Here is an 18,293-nt window from a genome sequence, read left to right as displayed (position 1 = left end):
GTCGATTCCCAAAACCCCTGTTACTTCCAGACTACAACTAGCGGCTTGTTCAGTTAGACTTTCATAGACATACTCAAGCCAGACTTCGCCATTTCTAGGGATTAACCTGAGTTCTTTAATCTGGCAATCTTTCAGTCTTTCTGGTAAAGTCACCCAGAGCGCATCTTTCCCAAAGTGTTCTTTGCCTTTGGTTCCCAAAGGTAACCTTACCCGATTACCCACTATTTTTAAAGCTTGACCAGGATAGGAAACTTGGTACATCGCCCCTTTAGTTCTGTACTTGGGTAGCCTCGGTTTTTGATTGAGGTCTCCTTTCTTCGCTAACTTTTGTAGGGTTCGGAAAGAGCTAAAGGATTCAGCGACCGATTTTAAAGATTGTTGCGCGACTTGCGAGTAGAGTAAGCCGTAATTCTCGTTGCCTTTGGCAATTTTGTACAAATCTGGGTATTTAATTGCACCTTTATCCTTAAAGTACCGTTGCCGACTTTCGTAAGTCCCGACATTAAACAGATTGTTTGACCACCTCAACAGTTGCTCGACAATGGTTTTGTCGAGTCCTGTTAAATGCCACAGGTCTCTTTGTACTGCGTACATCTTTTTTTACCCTCCTTGATTTATTTTACTAGAATTGGTAAATATTTAACTGGCAGGATAAATCCTGCAATGCCCTTTCATCCCTGGACTTTTGTCGCAGGGTTTTCAGGGTATTTCTTATAATCTCGCTCATTTATAGCATACTAAATCAAAATTGCAAGGCCTATAGATATTTTTAAACTCTGGTATCTTTCGAGCTAAAAATATTAATGATTGCACGTTTTGATGCCTGTTTTGGGTACACTTTTATCTCGCCCAATTTCGATCGCATCTAGAAGTCACACTGCGAGTCAAGCCGGAGTATCTATCCAAAGAGAGAAAAAATGAAAATCTTTGATTCATAATTTTCTTTCCTGCCTGTTGCCCAATGTCTTAAACTGACTGTTCACAAGAAACAGAGCTGTTAATTAGAGGCAGAAGCGGCCCGGTTTGCTCTTGGCCGTTGACGGCTAGTTCGCTGTGGCAAAGGTAAAGCACGGAACAACGACTTAACAAATCTACCAGAATTCGCCGCAGTCGCTGTTGGTCGGCGGCCGTTTCGTCTTCGGTTCCCCAGGGACGCCCCAATTGCGATCGCACAAATAAGGGTGCACCAAACAAAGTCGCCGCACCGCCGCTCAGCCATAGGGGCGAACCGGCATCCAGCCAAAAGTGCCATTTGTGGGCGCGGCGGCTGCTGCGGTACTGGAAGATGTTGGCGAGGGTGACGGCTTGGGCTTCTGGGCCTTGGGAACGGACTGGAAACGGGTTGGCGGTGACGGTTCCTTGGCGCAACAACTGGATGAACCTGGCGATCGTTTCTGAGTCGCCCCCGTTTGTGGGTTCTACACGCTGCATTCGCGCGTGTATTTCCCAGTAGTGGGCGGCGGTTTCCATTAACTCTCGCAGGGCTGCTAGCCGATCGAACGGCAGATATCTGTCGTTGATGAGAAATTTCTGGATCGCTCGATCGATCAGCGCAATGGGACTGGGTAACAGCCGCTCCTGTTGTTGCGATCGCTGTTGTTCGATCCACTCTACAATTTGCTCGTAGGCCAAAGCTGCTCGGTGTCCCACTCTGTCCCACCGGGGAAAGGCTGTAATTTCCAGCAGTTGAGGTCGATCGAGATCGGGACAAAAACAGTGATCGGCAATTAAACCTGCTCTCACTTGGTCGATCGATTTTAGATTTTGGATTTTAGATTTTAGATTGAAAGTGGGGTTATCTTCTGCTGTTTCCGGCAATTCCCGGTGTTTCTGGCTGCCTAAAATTACTAGCATTTCGGCTACGGCGTCTCGATCGACTAAACGGCCTAGTCCAGGATAAACCAACGCTAGCAAAGTCAGCAAAGCTCGAATCTCTGGCGTAGTCGATAGGGGACGCTGATCGTTGAGGGATTCGGCCGCGATACCATCTCGGGCGAGAATTTCCGTTAAGCTGTAACGGGCGATCGCATCCATCCCAGGAGCAACTACGGCGATTTCCTGCGCTTCCACGGCTTTTGACTTCACCGCATCCACGATAATTTCGGCGGTTTCTCGCAGCAGTTGCGCCCGAGAAGTGGTTTCGAGCGATCGAACCGAGCCTGGTAAACTCAAGCCTAAAGGATAAAAACCCTCAGAATTCACTGCCAAACTTACGGCTAAATCCCCAATCTCTGAGGATAAACCGGCTTTTGCGTCCAAATTTTCCACGCTTCCGCAGCGGCTTTCGAGTCGGGCGAGGTATTCCGTGTCAGCCCCCAAACCCAAACGCACTCCTCCATCCCGATTGTAGGAAAAGGCCCCCGCTGCGCCTGTGTCGAGCATTCGATCGAACAAATGACCGCTGATGGCCGGATAATCGTCAACATCATCGGCGATGACAGCTTGATATCTAGAAGCCAACTGCTGCTGGTAAGTGACATTTGGCAACAAATAGCGCCAGTAGAGTTCGCAGACAATCCCGTAAGTCAGCAGCCCCCGCGTCAAGCACCATTCCCGCCACCTTTCGAGCAACTCTCCCATGCTAGTCCACAGGCTATTCGAGCCGTCACCAGCGGCAAATCCCTGTTGGAGAATGTGGGGAATTTCTTCTCTGGGCGTACCGCTGACAGCAGCAAGTTGTAATAAGTCTAGAGTTCGACGCACCATGCGATTTGGACTTACCCCTGTTTGTTGCAAAATCCCTTCGTCTAACTCGCGACGCCAGAGTCTGGCTGCAAGTTCCAATTCTGTTTCAGGTTGCAGCCGCAGGGGAAATTGAGCCTTCAAATCTAGCGACTGCAACAGCAGCGGCCAAAATAGCAATACTTCCTGCTCAAAAAAACCGAACGGTGTTGTGGAGTGAAAGGCATATTTTCCTTGGGTAGCTATGGCGATGCGATCGGCCAATTCCAACCGGTTGTCCCCATTAGCTGCTAAGACTAAGATTGCTGGGGCTGTTTGTCCCGCCCGCCAGCGCCCGGAACGCCCGCGGCTTGAAACGTTTGCGGGCAAAGGCTTGACTGTTTTGCTCCACAGGCAGAACTGCTCGACTAAGCGAGCGGTTTTGCCACTGCGGGCGCCTCCTACAATCCAAATAGAATCTGTGGCAGCGGTTTTTAGTTTATTTAAATTTGTTACCATACCATCAATACTTTAATGACTAATGTCTGCTACTAACTAATCGGCTCCAGCTATGAATACTTCTTTGTGGAACAGGTTTGTAAAATATCTCTACAGCGCTCACCAGTGGTATAGAGAAACGCCTGAAAGGGCACTAGAACAGGCTTACGATGCTGCGCTAGCAATTAAGGCGATCGAAGATGAGCATTTTGGCGGCCAAGGCATCTCCGAGCGATCGTCCGATTACGGACACAGCACCCTGTCTTACTTTAAATCCGAACTGCAAAAATACCTCAAGGTCATCCAAACCAGAATGGTTGAGTTTAATGCTAGCCGTTCTTTTTTGGAATTGCCCGATCGCGTGGGCGCAAAACCGCAGGCGGGACACAGCCCGGATCGCCACCCACGATTGGGTTTAGACGCTAAAGATCGATCGTCCCTGGTATTCGAGAAGCTAGAGTTTATTGATGGAGTCATGGACAAGTATATTAATAATAGTAAATCAACAGCGATCGTCCCACTTGTCAGTTCGGTAAACGTGCAGGCGAAATCTACAAGCAGTTCTCAACTTCACCCAAATAAAGGATTAGTTAATTTCAATCAAACTAATGGTGAAGTTGACACGAGTTCTGAAGAGGTAAATTTATTACCCCGATCGCTTTTAGGAACCTTGAATCGAATTACTAAAGAATTAGACCCGCAAGCAGAAAAAGACGTAGTTAGAAATTTCCGAAATTCTAAAATAAAAACTGTTATTTCTCTAAGATTTATTTTAATTTTAATTTTAGTTCCCCTGTTAACAAATCAAATTTCCAAAAACTTTGTAGTCGGGCCAGTAGTTGACCACTTTCGAGTCAAGCAAAATGCTCCTTTATTCATCAATGTTGACCTGGAAGAAGAAGCTTTAAAAGAACTGGAGATATTTGAGCATCATCTCAAATTTGACATTTTAATTGGCATAGCGCCGCCACTTTCTCCAGAGGAAAAGGAAAAAAAGATTGCCGAAAAAGCACTTGAGCTAGCGGAGGAATACCGCAAAGAAAGCGGTGGAGCAATTAAAAATATTTTTGCCGATTTAATTTCCGTGATTGCCTTTGCCGTGATTCTCATCACTAACAAGAGAGAGATTGAGGTTTTAAAATCTTTCATGGATGATGTGGTTTACGGACTTAGCGACAGTGCAAAGGCTTTCGTAATTATTTTGTTTACGGATGTGTTTGTCGGATTCCACTCGCCACACGGTTGGGAAATAATTCTCGAAGGTTTGTCGAGGCATTTGGGACTACCAGAAAATAGGCAGTTTATCTTTCTGTTTATTGCGACGTTTCCAGTTATCTTGGATACGGTATTTAAGTATTGGATATTCCGTTATTTAAACCGGAGTTCACCTTCGGCGGTTGCTACTTACAAGAATATGAACGAGTAATCGACTGCTACAGTTATCCTAGGGTGCATCAGTCGATTTAAGATTTAATATTTGAGTAATTACAGGGTTGGTCGCCATCAACAATCCTTAAAAAAAAATCGACAATTTAACAGATACGCACCTGTCTTTACAGGATCATTGTAAACAAACAAAACATTTATTGTGTAGCAATCTTTTGTCAAAATGGTATTACGCAGAGTATGAACCAATACGGTTTAGGTTTAGTTAACAAATCTTGTCATTGCCAGCTCACGAGCGTTGCAATCGCAGAGACTATGGCAGTTCTCAATTAACTGACGTGTACGCGGAGCAATTAGCTTCTTAACCCAAGCGTATTCGGGTATAGGCGACTCATATTGATCGAACCAGACACCGAGAAAGATTTCTGCGCCTGAAAACGCTGCGCGTGCAGAGGATCGCAGAGTTTTTGCGTAATTTCAACCCAATAGATTTGACGAAGCTTAAAATACGACTCTACAACAATCTCAGTATTTTTGCTGAGTCAAGCACATTATTTTCATAAAAACCCGTAAAACTTCAACAAGTTAAGCACAATTTACCAGTAAAACTAACTAACAAGAGCAGCAACCTTCACATATTTGCTGCCATGAACTTGCTACGAACACTGTCAGTCCCCCAGTGCCAGATAGAACAAAAAAATCAGTAATTTCCCTGATTGACCTGCTGCCGAAAAGAACGGAAGATTGTCATTAATAAAAGTTTCTCAACTAAAAAAAACCAAGCACCTCACAATTAATTCAAACCCGAATTCACGCATTCATCTTGAACGAAATATGAGGGCGATCAATTAATTAGTCTAAAACCACCGCTGCGCTGATTCAGATGCCCACAAACACAGTCGGTTTCACCAAATTTGCAGTTTCCGTAAAACAGGCATTTTTTAACTAATAAAGTATCCGAATACCCAAGCAGAACAGCCAACAATAATACCAGCAAACTTGTAATATTTAAAACAGGAGTGAAGTCATGTCAGGCATCAACCCAATCGAATCTTTAATAGAAGAATCGCCCCTAGTCAATCCCGGACTTACTCCTGCTGCACCCTCGCGTCTTCCGGGAATTGCAACTCCAAAACCTTTACCATACCAAGCAACAGACGACGAAGTAGAAAACCTTATACAACAAGAAACGAGCGAACCTGCAAACGAACTTCCCAAGAAAATAAGCTCAGCCGATGCCGATTCTTTAATTGCCAACAAACCATCCTCACTCCATAACGATAGTTCCCTACTAACTAGCACTCCTAAAAAAGACTCAAGCTCAAACACAGATAAAAAAGTAGACCCGCTCACCGGCGACACCGCAACTGCTAAATCTCAAGAGTTATTACCATCAAAAACCGTACCAGCCGACACATCACCCGCAGATAGCCTCACAAATCCCGGTTCTTCAAACAGCAGCTCAGCAAATCCAACCCCACCAGTTACCGTACCATCCAACAAAAATGAAGAACTAACCAAACCAATACCGAACAATATTACCGACCAAAATGCCAACTTCGACTTAAACGCCTTCAAAGTAGAGCAAACAGGTAAAGTCAGCATAGAATACAAATACGACGGAGGCTGGTATCAAGGACAGCTAGCCATCGTCAGCCTACGAGGAATGGACAAATTTGTTCCAGGTTCCGAAGCATTTATCAAAGAAGCAGCCCGACGCGCCTTAAGCAACTCCCCATCCGGTTACATCGCAATTTCTGACAATTCAGAAGGAGCGTATTACTCCAATCCCACAGGTGAAAACTTCAACTCAGGAGCCTACCTCGGCACAAAAACATTTGCCATGACACCAGGAGACGATTTTTGTTTCCTCCTAGTACCCAACGGCACAGTACAGCAAGTATACGACAATCCCACAATTGCCGGCGACAAACGACCCCTATTTTCAATCTTTACAACCAACCCCAACGACGGCTTTAATATCGGTCAAATTGCTGACATTACAGGAGAAGGAAAACTCTTTGTCATGGAAGACATGGGGGTAAGTCAAGGCAGCGACCGCGATTACAACGATATCATATTTAAAATAACAGGCGCTACATCCAAAATCGCACCCCTGAGTCGATTCATTAATTCTGAACAGCAAAGCAGCCACTCGGAGCTAGCTAAAAAATTGATGGGTTCTGCTTCCACAGCAGAGACTAAAACCGACTCGGTAATTGATACGAAGCCCAAAGACACCTCGAAAACTGATTCAGTAATTGATACAAAGCCCAAAGACACCTCGAAAACCGATCCAGTAATTGATACAACGTCTGAAGACACCTCGAAAACCGACTCACTAATTGAGACGGCACCCAAAGACACCTCAAAAACCGACTCGGTAATTGCTAATCCGCCTAAAGACTTGCCAAAAACCGACTCAGTAATTGCCACAACGTCTGAAGAATCGCCGAAAACTGACTCACTAATTACTGAATCAAACAAGGAATCATCTCCAAAAACAGAACCAATAGGTGCTGATGCAGGCAAACCGAAGACAGAATCAATAATCAGCTCTGACACTTCCAAATTGCATAAAACAGAATTAACACCTGATGTTGATGCCCAAAAACCTCAGACAGCATCAATAGTAGACAATTCAGGCAGCAAAGAACCGTCAAAAGCAGAATCATTACCATCAAGTATTGGTATATCTGACAGCAGCCCAACGCAAATAAAAGAACCTACGGCTGTTTCAGGTTTAGAAGAAAAACCGCAAGAAAAAACAGAACTAGCACCTTCTAGCCCAACCGTTATTAGTGTTGGCACTGCCGAGACAACTAAGCCCTCTCAAGAGAAGATTGAGCAGACTTTTGCCGAGCCAACAATACCAAATAAAAGTGCAAATTCATCAGAAATATCTGAGTCAGTTCCAACAACAGATTCAGCAAAAACGATTATTGCTAGTCCCAATTTTCCCTCAATCGGCAGCACTCCTTATGAACAACAATCATCAAATGTTGCAGTTGTCAATCAAACCAAGTCAGACAAAGAATCTCAAACTGCTGTTCCTTCAGATAAGCTAGGCTCAGACAAACAACCCCCAAATGTTGCAGTTAAGGGTGCAACTAACTCAAACGATAAATCTCAAACTACCGTTAGTTCAGACAAATTAGCTGCGGAAAAACCATCGGCAAATCTCGCGATTGTCCCAACAAACAACTCCGATAAACAACCCTCATTTTCCCCTGCTCAGCCTTTAACTCTTCCAACGAACGCTAACACAAAAATTGGTGCATCTGAAATCACACCTGTCGCAATACCAACAAATACAACATCAAGGGAAACTACTGAGGTTCCGACAACCACAATAGCAGAAATCACTGAGGTTCCGACAACCACAATAGCATTAGAAAACGGAGATACTTCTACAATCAATGTTGATGTTAATCCAATTATAAAACAGCCAGTTGGTACCGACTTGAATGTTACCAAACCAGCAACTGGTGAAGGGAGCCAAACCAATGCAGTTGGAACTTTAAGGATCGAACAATCTACAGCAGAAGCTGACTCAATTGTAATTGATACCGCTTCCCAACAAATCGAACAATCTCTGCTGCAAACAGACTCGCCCATTCCCAGAATTCTCGAACAACAGCCACAACAAACAGACTCCATAACTGGCGATGTTGGCGGGCAATTGCTAAGCAGCAATACAGAATTTCTCGCTTCAAGCGTTGCCAAACAATTGTCTCCAGAAACAGACTTCTTAGCTGGCGTCTCTGCTGTCGATACACTTAAAGACATCGCTGTCACCTTCACACCAGAAGCAGTTGAAACTCCAAGCGATGAATTGCTGCCTTCAAAATCCGCTGCAACTCCAAGCGATGAATTGCTGTTAGTAGAAAAACCCACTCAATTTGCCGACAGCATAAGTGAAAGTCAACCTGCTGCGATACAGCGTACCAGCAACTCCGCAACTTTGCTCTCAATTGCAGTAACAGCTAATTCGCAAACACCAGGCACATTTATCGTAGGCGCAACAGGATTAGTCAAGTTTGACTATACATTTGACGGCGGTTACTATGAGGGAGAATTAGGCATTTTCAGCCTAACCGGCATGGAAGCATTCATCCCCGGTACTCCTGAATTCACTGCCGAAGCAGCCAGGAGAGTTCTAACCAATTCAACATTAGGACACGTTGTAATCCACGACTCTACAGAAGGGGCAAAATTCACCGGTGCGATGCCGTCCGAATCCGATTTCGGTGCGGGACAATATCAAGGCATCAAAACCTTCAACATGACACCGGGAGACAGCTTCGCGGTGATGCTCGTACCTAGCGGCGGCGTGCAGCTAGCCTACCAACACCCGTGGCTGGGAGACATATTCCCCGAACACCGTCCTTTACTCTCCATTGGATCTGCCAATCCCAACAATACATCTTACCTGCTCCCAATAGCCGACATTACAGGGAACGGCAACGCTTTTGCCCTCGAAGATATGTGGGCAGGTTCTGCCACAGACGGCGACTACAATGACGTAATCTTTAAAATCAGTGGCGCTACAGGCAGCGCGCCCAGTCTCGATACGCTTATCAACCCCAACAGGGAGTGGCGCAATACAACTTTGGGGCAGCAATTACTCGATGATTTCAATAACTCCAACTCAAACAACAATCCGCCCGTTGTTTCACCGACAAGCGCTCGGACTTATACAGAATTAGAGACAACTATTTCATTAGACAATCTTGCCACAGATGTAGAAGGCGACCCTCTGACAATTAGCGTCCTCAATCCAGTAAACGGCACAGTAATTTTCAATCCCTTAACTAACAAAGCATCGTTTAAACCAGCATCCGGTTTCTCCGGTATTGCCAGCTTTGATTTCCTTGCCAGCGACGCTTTTCGGAGTTCAACGCCCGCGCGGGTGACAGTCAACGTCAGCGATGTTCCTCTGCTAAATCTAGATTTTGTGAAGCGCAATCCCCGACTGGATGCAGGAGAAAATACGGAATTGATTGTGCTCGGAGATTTTGCCGACCAAAAAGGTGTAGTGCTGCCAGATTCTTATCTAACTTACACTTCATTCAATCCAGAAATAGCGCCAATTGATCCAACGGGGAAAGTGACAGGTTTGGTCAACGGTACTTCAGTTTTGAGTGCAAGTCGAAATAACTTGCAAGCAGTCACCCCAATCCGAATTGGGACGATGCCAGCACCGACAACAGACGCTCAACTGCATCAGATACTAGCCGAAATGTACGGACTAGACCCCTACCCAGATGCCGTTTCCCTGACACCCGGTGCAACGCGGAAACTGTCCCTCGGCTTAAACTCCAATTTCACCGAAGCCAACCTAACCGCAGCCAGCACAGGTACACGCTACTTTAGCAACAACAGCAACATCCTCAACGTCAGTCCCGACGGCACCATTACAGCAGTAGGCCTTGGCGATGCCACCGTCACAGCCATTCACGGCACCGCATCCGCCACCATTCCAGTTCGAGTCGAAGCACCGAAAATCGGCACAACCGCCTTGGGAACCGACGGTGGCATCATCAACTCAAGCGACGGAACCCTAGCAGTCATGATACCTCCGGGCGCTCTCAAACAGAATGCAACCGTCAGCATTGCCCCAGTCAACCAACAAAACTTGTCCCTACCGCTACCACCGGGATTTGAATTTGCAGCGCAACCGGCACTTGGAATCCGATTTGGCTGCAAGAAGAATCAGGCATAGTCGGAGATGACGGCAACATTCGCACCCAGTCTCCTCCCTATCCAGGTGTGGTCAGACCGGGCGAATACGCAGTAGTCTACTCCAGTCCGACAGGCAGCGCCACCCTAGTCAAAGGTCAGCTTACCCTCAACTACAACTTCCCCCTAGCATTTTTTGGCATCATTGACCCCCTGGGAAATATCGGTCAGTTAATCGACCCGGACAAATTCGTTACCACCCCAGCCTTTACCGTAACTCGCGACATATCTTCAGTACAGGTAGTAGCAATCCCCAAGGTGGGACTTCCCGTCATAACAGAGGTAGGCGTCCAGCGAAACGACGAGGGTACTGCCACATTTAAGGCAGCTTTGAATATGCCAGCCCCGACTTCTTCTGACCCCACAACACCTCCTGTCCTCCAAAAAGCTGAGCTGAAATTCAAGGATGAGAACAACCAGCAATTTGAGAACAATGAGCCCCTCTTATTTCTGACCGGGGGCAACATTTTAGTCAACAACGCCAGCGACTCCAAAGGCAGTAAGTTTGAAGATTTGACAGTTAAGTTCTCTTTTGGTAACTCTATGTATGAGGGGACTGTAGTACCGACACGCAGCCGCTCTCTTGGAGGCAATCAGTATGAAGTAGCAGTTAAAGTGCCTGATACAGTAGTGCTAGGCGCTTCAAACGTAGTGCTGGAGAGGAAGCAGAACCAGATCGTCGAGCAAAAAGGCGTTACACCAGTATACAAAGAAATCCAGTACAACAGCAATCCAATTCGCCTGCCAGAGGGGGCAGAGTACGTCTTTGCAGCCTTGGGCGGTTCTGACCGAGTAGCGGTTCTCAACGGTAAAAACCCCGAATCAGTAGTTGATACTACAAACAGCAAGGACTTGCTGTTGGCTCAAATTCCTGTGGGGACTAGCGGTGTCACAGATTGGGCAGAATCAACAGCCGTGACTAGCGACGGAAATCGCGTTTACGCAACCTTGAGGAATTCAGGTCAAGTGGCATTGGTCGATCCAATGGTACTGCGACAGGTAGATACTGTGCCAAATACCCCAGGCGTCAATCCCATTATCCTGCCGGTCGGCGCTAGACCCAAGTCAATAGTCATCAGTCCTAGAGACGATTATGCTTACATTGGCGACTTGAATCAAGCGAAAATTTACGTCCTTGACATCAACCCTAACTCGGCAACTTATCACAAAGTAGTTGAGACTATTAACGTCACTTCACCATTAGGGTTGAGTCAGTTGGCAATTAGTAGTGACGGGCGGCGGCTGTTCGGCACGGGTTCTGATAATAATGAGCAAGTGCCTAATCGTCGGATTTATGCAATCAATATTGACTCGAAGGATCGACCGAAGGATGAGAATTCCAATCCTCGTAAGTGGCATCAACAAATCGGAGTTATTCCTACTATTTCGGAGACCGAGGGAATATCAGCTACGAATGAGCCGACGAAAATGGTGTTCACAAACGGATTGAATCGAAGTAATCCTGACCAGAATAATGACGGGCCTGGTTTTGGGGTGTTGGAAATTACTTCGGACGATCCTCTTAACTTTACTGCTTCTGTGAGTTATGCTCCTTTAAGTTTGGGTTTTCCTACTGATTATTTTGATGTGAATGAGGGGGTATCTGTCACTGTAACGCGGGATGGGCGGTATGGGTTTGTGGCTGGTCGCAATTCTGCAAGTATTAACCCTTCTGCAGATGTGCGTTCTGGGGGAAATATTGGGATTATTAAAGACCCCTTGGGGCCAAATCCTCAATTAATCGGTGCTACCAGACCTATTCCAGAGACTCTTACTAACGATTTGGTACTATCAAATGATAACAAATACCTTTATGGCTCTTATCCTTCTCTGAGTGGTAGCGGGAGCGTTTATGCTTTCGATGTTGAGGAAATGATTAAAACTCTGGACAATCCTGGTCAATTCAAAATTGATAGTCTTGACAGGGGTGTTAAGTCTCCTTTCTTCAATGCTACTACGGCGAGGTCTGTGACTGCGGCTGATTTCACAAGGGTTCCTATTGATGATATAAATCCGGCAATTAGTATTGCTGCTGACTATGGGATTCTTCAGGAGAACCGACCTGCTAATCAGTTTACTTATGGGGTGCCGTTGGGTACAAAACGCGCACCAGTCGGTACTGGAGGTAATTTACGGGATTTGAGTTCTGCACCGACTGACTGGCTGAATTTGAAGGGGCCTGGTGCAACTACAAGTGACCTGACTCCTACTTTTCAATGGCAGTTTGCTCCGGGTTGGGAGGATGTGAAAGAGGTTAATCTTTTTGTCAGTACCTTCGAGCAAGGGAAGGGCTTATTGCCTTGGGATAAGGTTGTCAATTTATCAGATTCGGCACTCCTTCCCGGATTCTCGGAAACACAAAAGCGTCAACTTCTTTCCAAGCCTTGGAACGGTTATGACGATTTCAATCCCAACCGAATTCTGACAGCGACTTGGAAGAAAGATACTGGTAAGTGGTACGGTCATGACGGGATTACGCCTCTTAACCAACCTTTAAATGACCCCGCAAATACTAGCACTAACTTCACGCTACCGAGGAGTCTTACTGCGGGGCAGAACTACAATTTTGCTGTTGAAGCTGTGAGTAATAGCGGCGCTGTGACCAAAGATTTGGGGCAGTTTAAAACCCTACCTCCTGATAGCAACAGTCCTTTCAGCAGCGTGAGCGTATTGACTCATGGTTTTACACTTTTGCCTAACCAATCTGGGATTCCTGATTCCTTTTTCCAAATGGCAAATAAAATTGCCACTGTTAGCGGCAATACACCGGAAAACAGCGGGTTAATTATGCGCTACGACAAGCCTACAGGTAACTGGATTCCTATAGATTTACAGGGACGGGAGATAACTAATTTGACGGGGGGGCTTAACACCAGCGAACCTAATTATCTCTCTACTTTGGTCAATAACTTAAAAAAAGGTGTAGTTATAGATGGAAAGGAGATTAAATACCTCAACAAGAACAAACCGTTAGTATTGCTGAATGAATGGTCGTTGGACAGAGAATCAGTTATTCCTGACGTTGGCTTTTCTGAGGGCGCGGCTGATGCTTTGTTTGCTTCTATGGTGCAATTGGATCTGGCGTTGGGGGGTGGCGTTGGAGAGTATGAAGGCAATCAATTAAAGCGGTTGTACGATAGCCAAGGGAAGCTGATTCGCCAGCAGGGAGATTTATTCAATTCGCCCATGCACTTCATGGGTTTTAGTCGCGGGACTGTGGTTAATAGCGAAATCCTACAGCGTTTAGGGACTTTCTTCCCCCAAGCTGGTGGAACATCTATGGCTAACCGAGACCTCCAAATGACAACAATCGACCCGCACGATTTCTACCAACCTAGTTTGAATTTACAATTACCGAACTTTATCAGCACAAATTTCAGCGATTTCTACGAACCAAAAGTTCAAGCTTGGAATAATGTTACGTTTGCTGATAATTATTATCAGACTGTGGCAGATCCCGCAGGTTTGACTGCTACTCCCAACGGTCGTGCTTTGGGTCAACTTCCACAAGAGGAATTGGATAAGAATCCTAAACCTGCGGGACTGAATTTTCCTAAAGCTAATGGTGTTACTTTAGGGAAGGCAGACCGAGAGATTTTACTCGGTACTCGTGAAGGGGAACCAAATCGGATAAATAGTCGAATTGGATTTACTAAGGATGATTTTGTAGGAGGGACGCACAAGCGAGCATTTGGATGGTATGCTGGGACGGTTGATTTAGACCTGGAGGAAGTTTTACTTCAGTATCCTCATGTGGAGGCTTCTGAGAAGCCTCAAGCAGTTAACGATATGTTGGGTAAAATGGGTTTACCCGAATTGTTCGATCCGAATTTCCCGGCAGCTAAACCTTGGTATGATAATGGCAATGGTGAAGGGGTTGGTGAGGGTTGGTTTTATTCTGTTTTGGGTGGAGGTAAAGACCAGCGGACGTTGAGTTCTACTGGGCGCGTTCCGGTGAGTTTTGATAATACTCTTTCTGCTGGTATGCGGGGGGATTATGCGGTTCCTACTCTGTTTAATGGCAATTTTGACCAGTTTATTCCTAATAAGAGTTCTGCTGAAAATTTCGGTCGGAATTTAATCTCTAAGGAAATTCCGGGGTGGTCTTTTCATAATGGTGCTAATTCTACTTTGGTGTCACCTATAAACAACCTTGTAGAGTGGAGTCAGATAGCTCAACAATCTCCCAATTTTTCCAATTACTTGAGCTTATTAGGTATTAACTCTCAAGCTCAAGATTATCAACCCAATTATGCTCTGAAGTTAAAAGGTGGTGAAAGCATCTCCCATAATCGCTTTATGCTAAATGATTGGGGAAATTTGCGGTTTGATATTCACGCTCCCAGCAGAAGTGGAATACTCAATGTAAAACTTGAAGTAGAAGGAGTAAACATACCAATAAAGAGAATAAATCTAGCTCAGGATTCCGTTAATGTAGCTGAGGCCAACAAAGAAGATGTCGATGAAATCAGAAAAATATATAGCCAGAATATCAATAGTATTGGATTTGGAAGAACAGGATTTGAAACTTTTCAGTTACCCTTGCAATTACTGGCTTACGAAGATTTCGCAAAATCTGTAGGAAAACCAGCTAAGCTGACGTTTAGCCTAGAAGGTTATGACAATGCAAATGTTATCATAGATAATGTATTTTTCAATAGTCCACACCTCAAGCTTGGCAACCCTACTAACGCTAGATGGGATTTAACTCAAGAACAACCAACAAATTTACTGATTGAAAAACCAGGATATGTAGTATCCTACAATACTCAAACAAAACTTTCTAACTGGGTGAGTTGGCAAGTTAATAAATCGTGGACTGTACCATCTAGTACAAGAACAGACATCCAGTTCATAGCAGATCCTTTTTTGTCGCCCACTTCAGCAAATTCTAACCTGCCTCAAATTGATGGTACTATATTTCGGCAGCCTTGGGTAGGAATGGATAAAGGTCATTTAATTCCTGATCGAGACAGAAACAGAAACTCTAAAGATGCCATAGAAACCTATATGGGGACTAATTTAATTGCACAATCTATGGACAATAATAGATTGTTTTCTACAAATCCATTGACTGCCTCTGCTTGGTTTAATATTGAACAAAAAGTACAGGATCGTGTTCAGCAAGGGCAAGAACTTTATATTATTGCCGGTGCTTTAGGAAATAATTGGACTACTCAGAAAAAAACTAATGTTCCAGCACTCTTAAATCAACTAACAAACAATGGTATTTTTATTAACAGAGGGAATACAAACCCCCAAAACTTTGAGAACAATATTCAGATTCCTGAATGGACCTGGAAAACAATTATGGCTTTGCCTAAACCAAATGCTGAAATTACCTCTGAAACACTTATGTTTACATTTATAACTCCTAACCGCTCAGAACCAGAATCTTGGCCTCAAGAACATCCTCTAAATCAACTCTTAGGGGGAAATCGTCAACCCATCGAAAGCCCTGAACAATGGAGAAACGTGGCAACTTGGCGAATTACCTTGCTACAACTTCAAACTCTTCTTAACAACAGGCCTATTCCCGGCTCGAATACACCTTTTGATTTTAGTTTTCTCTCAAATGTTACTGACAAAAGTGTACAAAAAAATCTTTTAGAAAAAGTCTAGATTTTCTGTTTTAGTTTTTGATTGAAGCAGTTTTACTGAGTTGGCTTTGGGTAAAAATAATGAGGATAAAATTTACGCAATTTATAACATTTTAAGATGTGGTAAGGGCGACAGGTCTTCACCCTTACTATATTTAGCGACCTTGCTTAAATCCCATCCTCATAACATTAAAACTCGCCATCTTTTTTGATATGAGTAGTTTTTTGATAGCAATCGCTACATCCAGCCATATATTCCCCATCTGGTAAAGTAACGTTATAGCAGAAAGGAGGTGACTGTCCATGATATAGGAATACACCGCCTTGGAAGCTAACTTCTATAAAACTGGTACAGGTTGCCTCGCCGAAAAGTTGCGCCTCTCTTAAATCAGAGTGAATAAACCTGGTATTAGTAAAATTGCCACCTTTTAAATTAGCACCTCTAAGGTCGCAATAAATAATTCGTGCCGAGTCCCAACTAAAAGGTTCCAGAATAGCATTACGCAAGTTAACTTGACTGAAATGAGCATAGGACAGATCCAGATTAGGTAGGTTAGCACCTTCTAAGTTAACTCGATATAAGACTATTCCAGCAAATTCTCTCTGTCCATCTGCATAGCGTCTTTTGAATTCTTCACCACTTAAGCCTCGCTCCGAATCCATTTTTCGACTTCCCGAAGGCATAATAGTATGATGAAAAATTGTCGATTTATTAGTTTCAATATTGTTTAACTTAGCATTAATTAAATTAGCACCAATCAATTGAGCTGTGGTTAAATCAGCGCCTGTTAAATCAGCGCCTGTTAAATCAGCACCTGTTAGATCAGCTTGATGGAGATTAGCATCACTGAGATTGGCATTACTTAAGTTAGCATTCATTAAATATGAATCTGAAAGATTAACTTTTTTCAGGTTAGCACCAGTTAAGTTGGCATTAATCAGAAAATTTCTCATTAATAAAGAATCTTCTAAATTGGCACTACGTAAGTTGATGTCCGTTAGAAAAGTATCCATCAGACAGATGTTCCTTAAGTTAGCGCCAATAAAGTCTCTCTCACCAGCAGCATATCGTCCGATTAATTCTTCCGCATTCATAACTTTTACCCTTAATTTGTAATCGTTTTATAGTAATGTTTTTCATTCATCGATCCGTACAATTATCATTTCGGATACTGCCATCAGGCATGATAGTCTTACATAAGATAGCTTCTTCAAACCCTTTTCCCATGAGCCTAACCTTCTTTGCCATCAAACTAGGTTCTGGCTGAACCCCCATCAGATTAGCGTGACTGAGATTTGAACCATCAAACGATGTTTCATCCATAATTGCACCGCTGAAATTGGCTCCAGTTAGGTCAGAATTCCAAAACCCAGTTTGATGCAACTTGGTATTACTTAGATTCGTGCCAATTAGAGTCGCTTTTTCAAAGTAGGCTTCAGTGATATCTGTATCGCTGAGGTCTGCTCCATTGAGGTTAGTGTTTTCACAGTGGATCCCACATAAACAACCATTTTTCAAATTAGCTCCACTGAGGTTGGCATCAGTTAAGTCAGCGGAGTCCAAATTTGCGTTTTCTAAGCAGGCACTACTTAGATTAGCTCCAGTCAAGTCAGCCCCTCGAAAGAAAGCTTCTCTCAAGTTTGCGCCACTGAAGTTAGCATTAATCAACTGAGCACCCTCCAAGTTAGCCTCGGTCAAGTTAGCATTGCTCAAGTTAGCGTCCCTCAAGTCAATACAATCCATGTTAGCATCGCTTAAGTTAGCACCACTCAAGTTAGCATTCATCAACTCAGCAGAAATCAAGTTAGCACCACTCAAGTTAGCATTCATCAACTCAGCACCACTCAAGTCAGCATCTGTTAAATTGGTCTTGGTGAGATTGATATCAATAAGCTTGCTTTTCTTCAAATTAGCATTGCTCAAGTCAACCCCAGCAAAGTCTCTCTCGCCATTGGCATATCTTCTAAGTAATTCTTCAGCATCCATAACTTTAACCCTTAATTTGTAATCGGTTGATAGTGTTAATAATACCGCTTTCCCAGTCAAGAATCTATTGGAAATACTTGGGATAGCCTTCCTTATTGAATGTCATCAGCTCAACAGACGGCACATCAACAGTAATGATAGCCCCCGGTGCCTTAAAGCAAGACACAGCAGTGAGCATTGCCCCAGTCAACCAACAAAACTTGTCCCTACCACTACCACCGGGATTTGAATTTGCAGGGGCCTTCAACTTAAACTTTAGCGATAACTCCCTGAATATACCCGCCCAGTTAGCAATACCAGCACCCGCCGGATTAGCACCTGGAACTGTGGCATACTTCCTGCGAAAAGGAGCAATTCCTGACGCAACCGGCACTTGGAATCCGATTTGGCTGCAAGAAGAATCAGGCATAGTCGGAGAT

6 protein-coding genes and 2 pseudogenes are annotated in these 18,293 nt (G+C 44.4%); 4 read left to right on the top strand and 4 right to left on the bottom strand.

Features of this window, described 5'->3' with window-relative positions; genetic code table 11:
• Together JGK14_RS32210 and JGK14_RS32205 are read right to left on the bottom strand one after the other, a co-directional pair.
• Positions 1-594 (bottom strand): annotated as a pseudogene (locus JGK14_RS32210) (RNA-guided endonuclease InsQ/TnpB family protein); the annotation flags it as partial.
• 372 nt (positions 595-966) lie between these two features.
• Positions 967-3,180 (bottom strand): recombinase family protein, encoded by a 2,214-nt coding sequence (locus JGK14_RS32205; protein WP_293208985.1) that lies wholly within the window; start codon positions 3,178-3,180, stop codon positions 967-969.
• A gap of 52 nt (positions 3,181-3,232) precedes the next feature.
• Between JGK14_RS32205 and JGK14_RS32200 the strand changes: the two genes are divergently transcribed.
• The 3 genes from JGK14_RS32200 (at position 3,233) to JGK14_RS32190 (ending at position 15,909) form a co-directional block, all read left to right on the top strand.
• Positions 3,233-4,585 (top strand): proton extrusion protein PcxA, encoded by a 1,353-nt coding sequence (locus JGK14_RS32200; RefSeq protein WP_293208988.1) that lies wholly within the window; start codon positions 3,233-3,235, stop codon positions 4,583-4,585.
• Positions 4,586-5,572: 987 nt separating this feature from the next.
• Positions 5,573-10,270 (top strand): DUF4114 domain-containing protein, encoded by a 4,698-nt coding sequence (locus tag JGK14_RS32195; RefSeq protein WP_325315931.1) that lies wholly within the window; start codon positions 5,573-5,575, stop codon positions 10,268-10,270.
• 47 nt (positions 10,271-10,317) lie between these two features.
• Entirely contained in the window at positions 10,318-15,909 is a 5,592-nt protein-coding gene (locus JGK14_RS32190; RefSeq protein ID WP_325315930.1) for a DNA/RNA non-specific endonuclease, read from the top strand.
• 167 nt (positions 15,910-16,076) lie between these two features.
• Here JGK14_RS32190 and JGK14_RS32185 read toward each other — a convergent pair whose 3' ends face one another.
• Both JGK14_RS32185 and JGK14_RS32180 read right to left on the bottom strand, forming a co-directional pair.
• The gene (locus JGK14_RS32185; RefSeq protein WP_293220708.1) at positions 16,077-16,982 is read right to left on the bottom strand and encodes a pentapeptide repeat-containing protein; all 906 of its coding nucleotides are present in this window, start codon (positions 16,980-16,982) and stop codon (positions 16,077-16,079) included.
• Between the two features lie 46 nt (positions 16,983-17,028).
• On the bottom strand, positions 17,029-17,874 hold the full coding sequence (locus JGK14_RS32180; protein ID WP_293220711.1) for a pentapeptide repeat-containing protein: 846 nt from the start codon (positions 17,872-17,874) through the stop codon (positions 17,029-17,031).
• 95 nt (positions 17,875-17,969) lie between these two features.
• Between JGK14_RS32180 and JGK14_RS32175 the strand changes: the two are divergent.
• Positions 17,970-18,293 (top strand): annotated as a pseudogene (locus JGK14_RS32175) (DUF4114 domain-containing protein); the annotation flags it as partial.

It is taken from the genome of Microcoleus sp. PH2017_28_MFU_U_A, from assembly GCF_020738035.1.
Lineage (GTDB): Bacteria > Cyanobacteriota > Cyanobacteriia > Cyanobacteriales > Microcoleaceae > Microcoleus.
Note: the sequence above shows the minus strand (reverse complement) of the source record. Positions and strands in the feature narration are given on the sequence as shown.

Coding starts and splice junctions, on each gene's coding strand:
- JGK14_RS32195 (WP_325315931.1), top strand. CDS start 5,573: ATGTCAGGCATCAACCCAATCGAATCTTTAATAGAAGAATCGCCCCTA.
- JGK14_RS32180 (WP_293220711.1), bottom strand. CDS start 17,874: ATGGATGCTGAAGAATTACTTAGAAGATATGCCAATGGCGAGAGAGAC.
- JGK14_RS32200 (WP_293208988.1), top strand. CDS start 3,233: ATGAATACTTCTTTGTGGAACAGGTTTGTAAAATATCTCTACAGCGCT.
- JGK14_RS32205 (WP_293208985.1), bottom strand. CDS start 3,180: ATGGTAACAAATTTAAATAAACTAAAAACCGCTGCCACAGATTCTATT.
- JGK14_RS32185 (WP_293220708.1), bottom strand. CDS start 16,982: ATGAATGCGGAAGAATTAATCGGACGATATGCTGCTGGTGAGAGAGAC.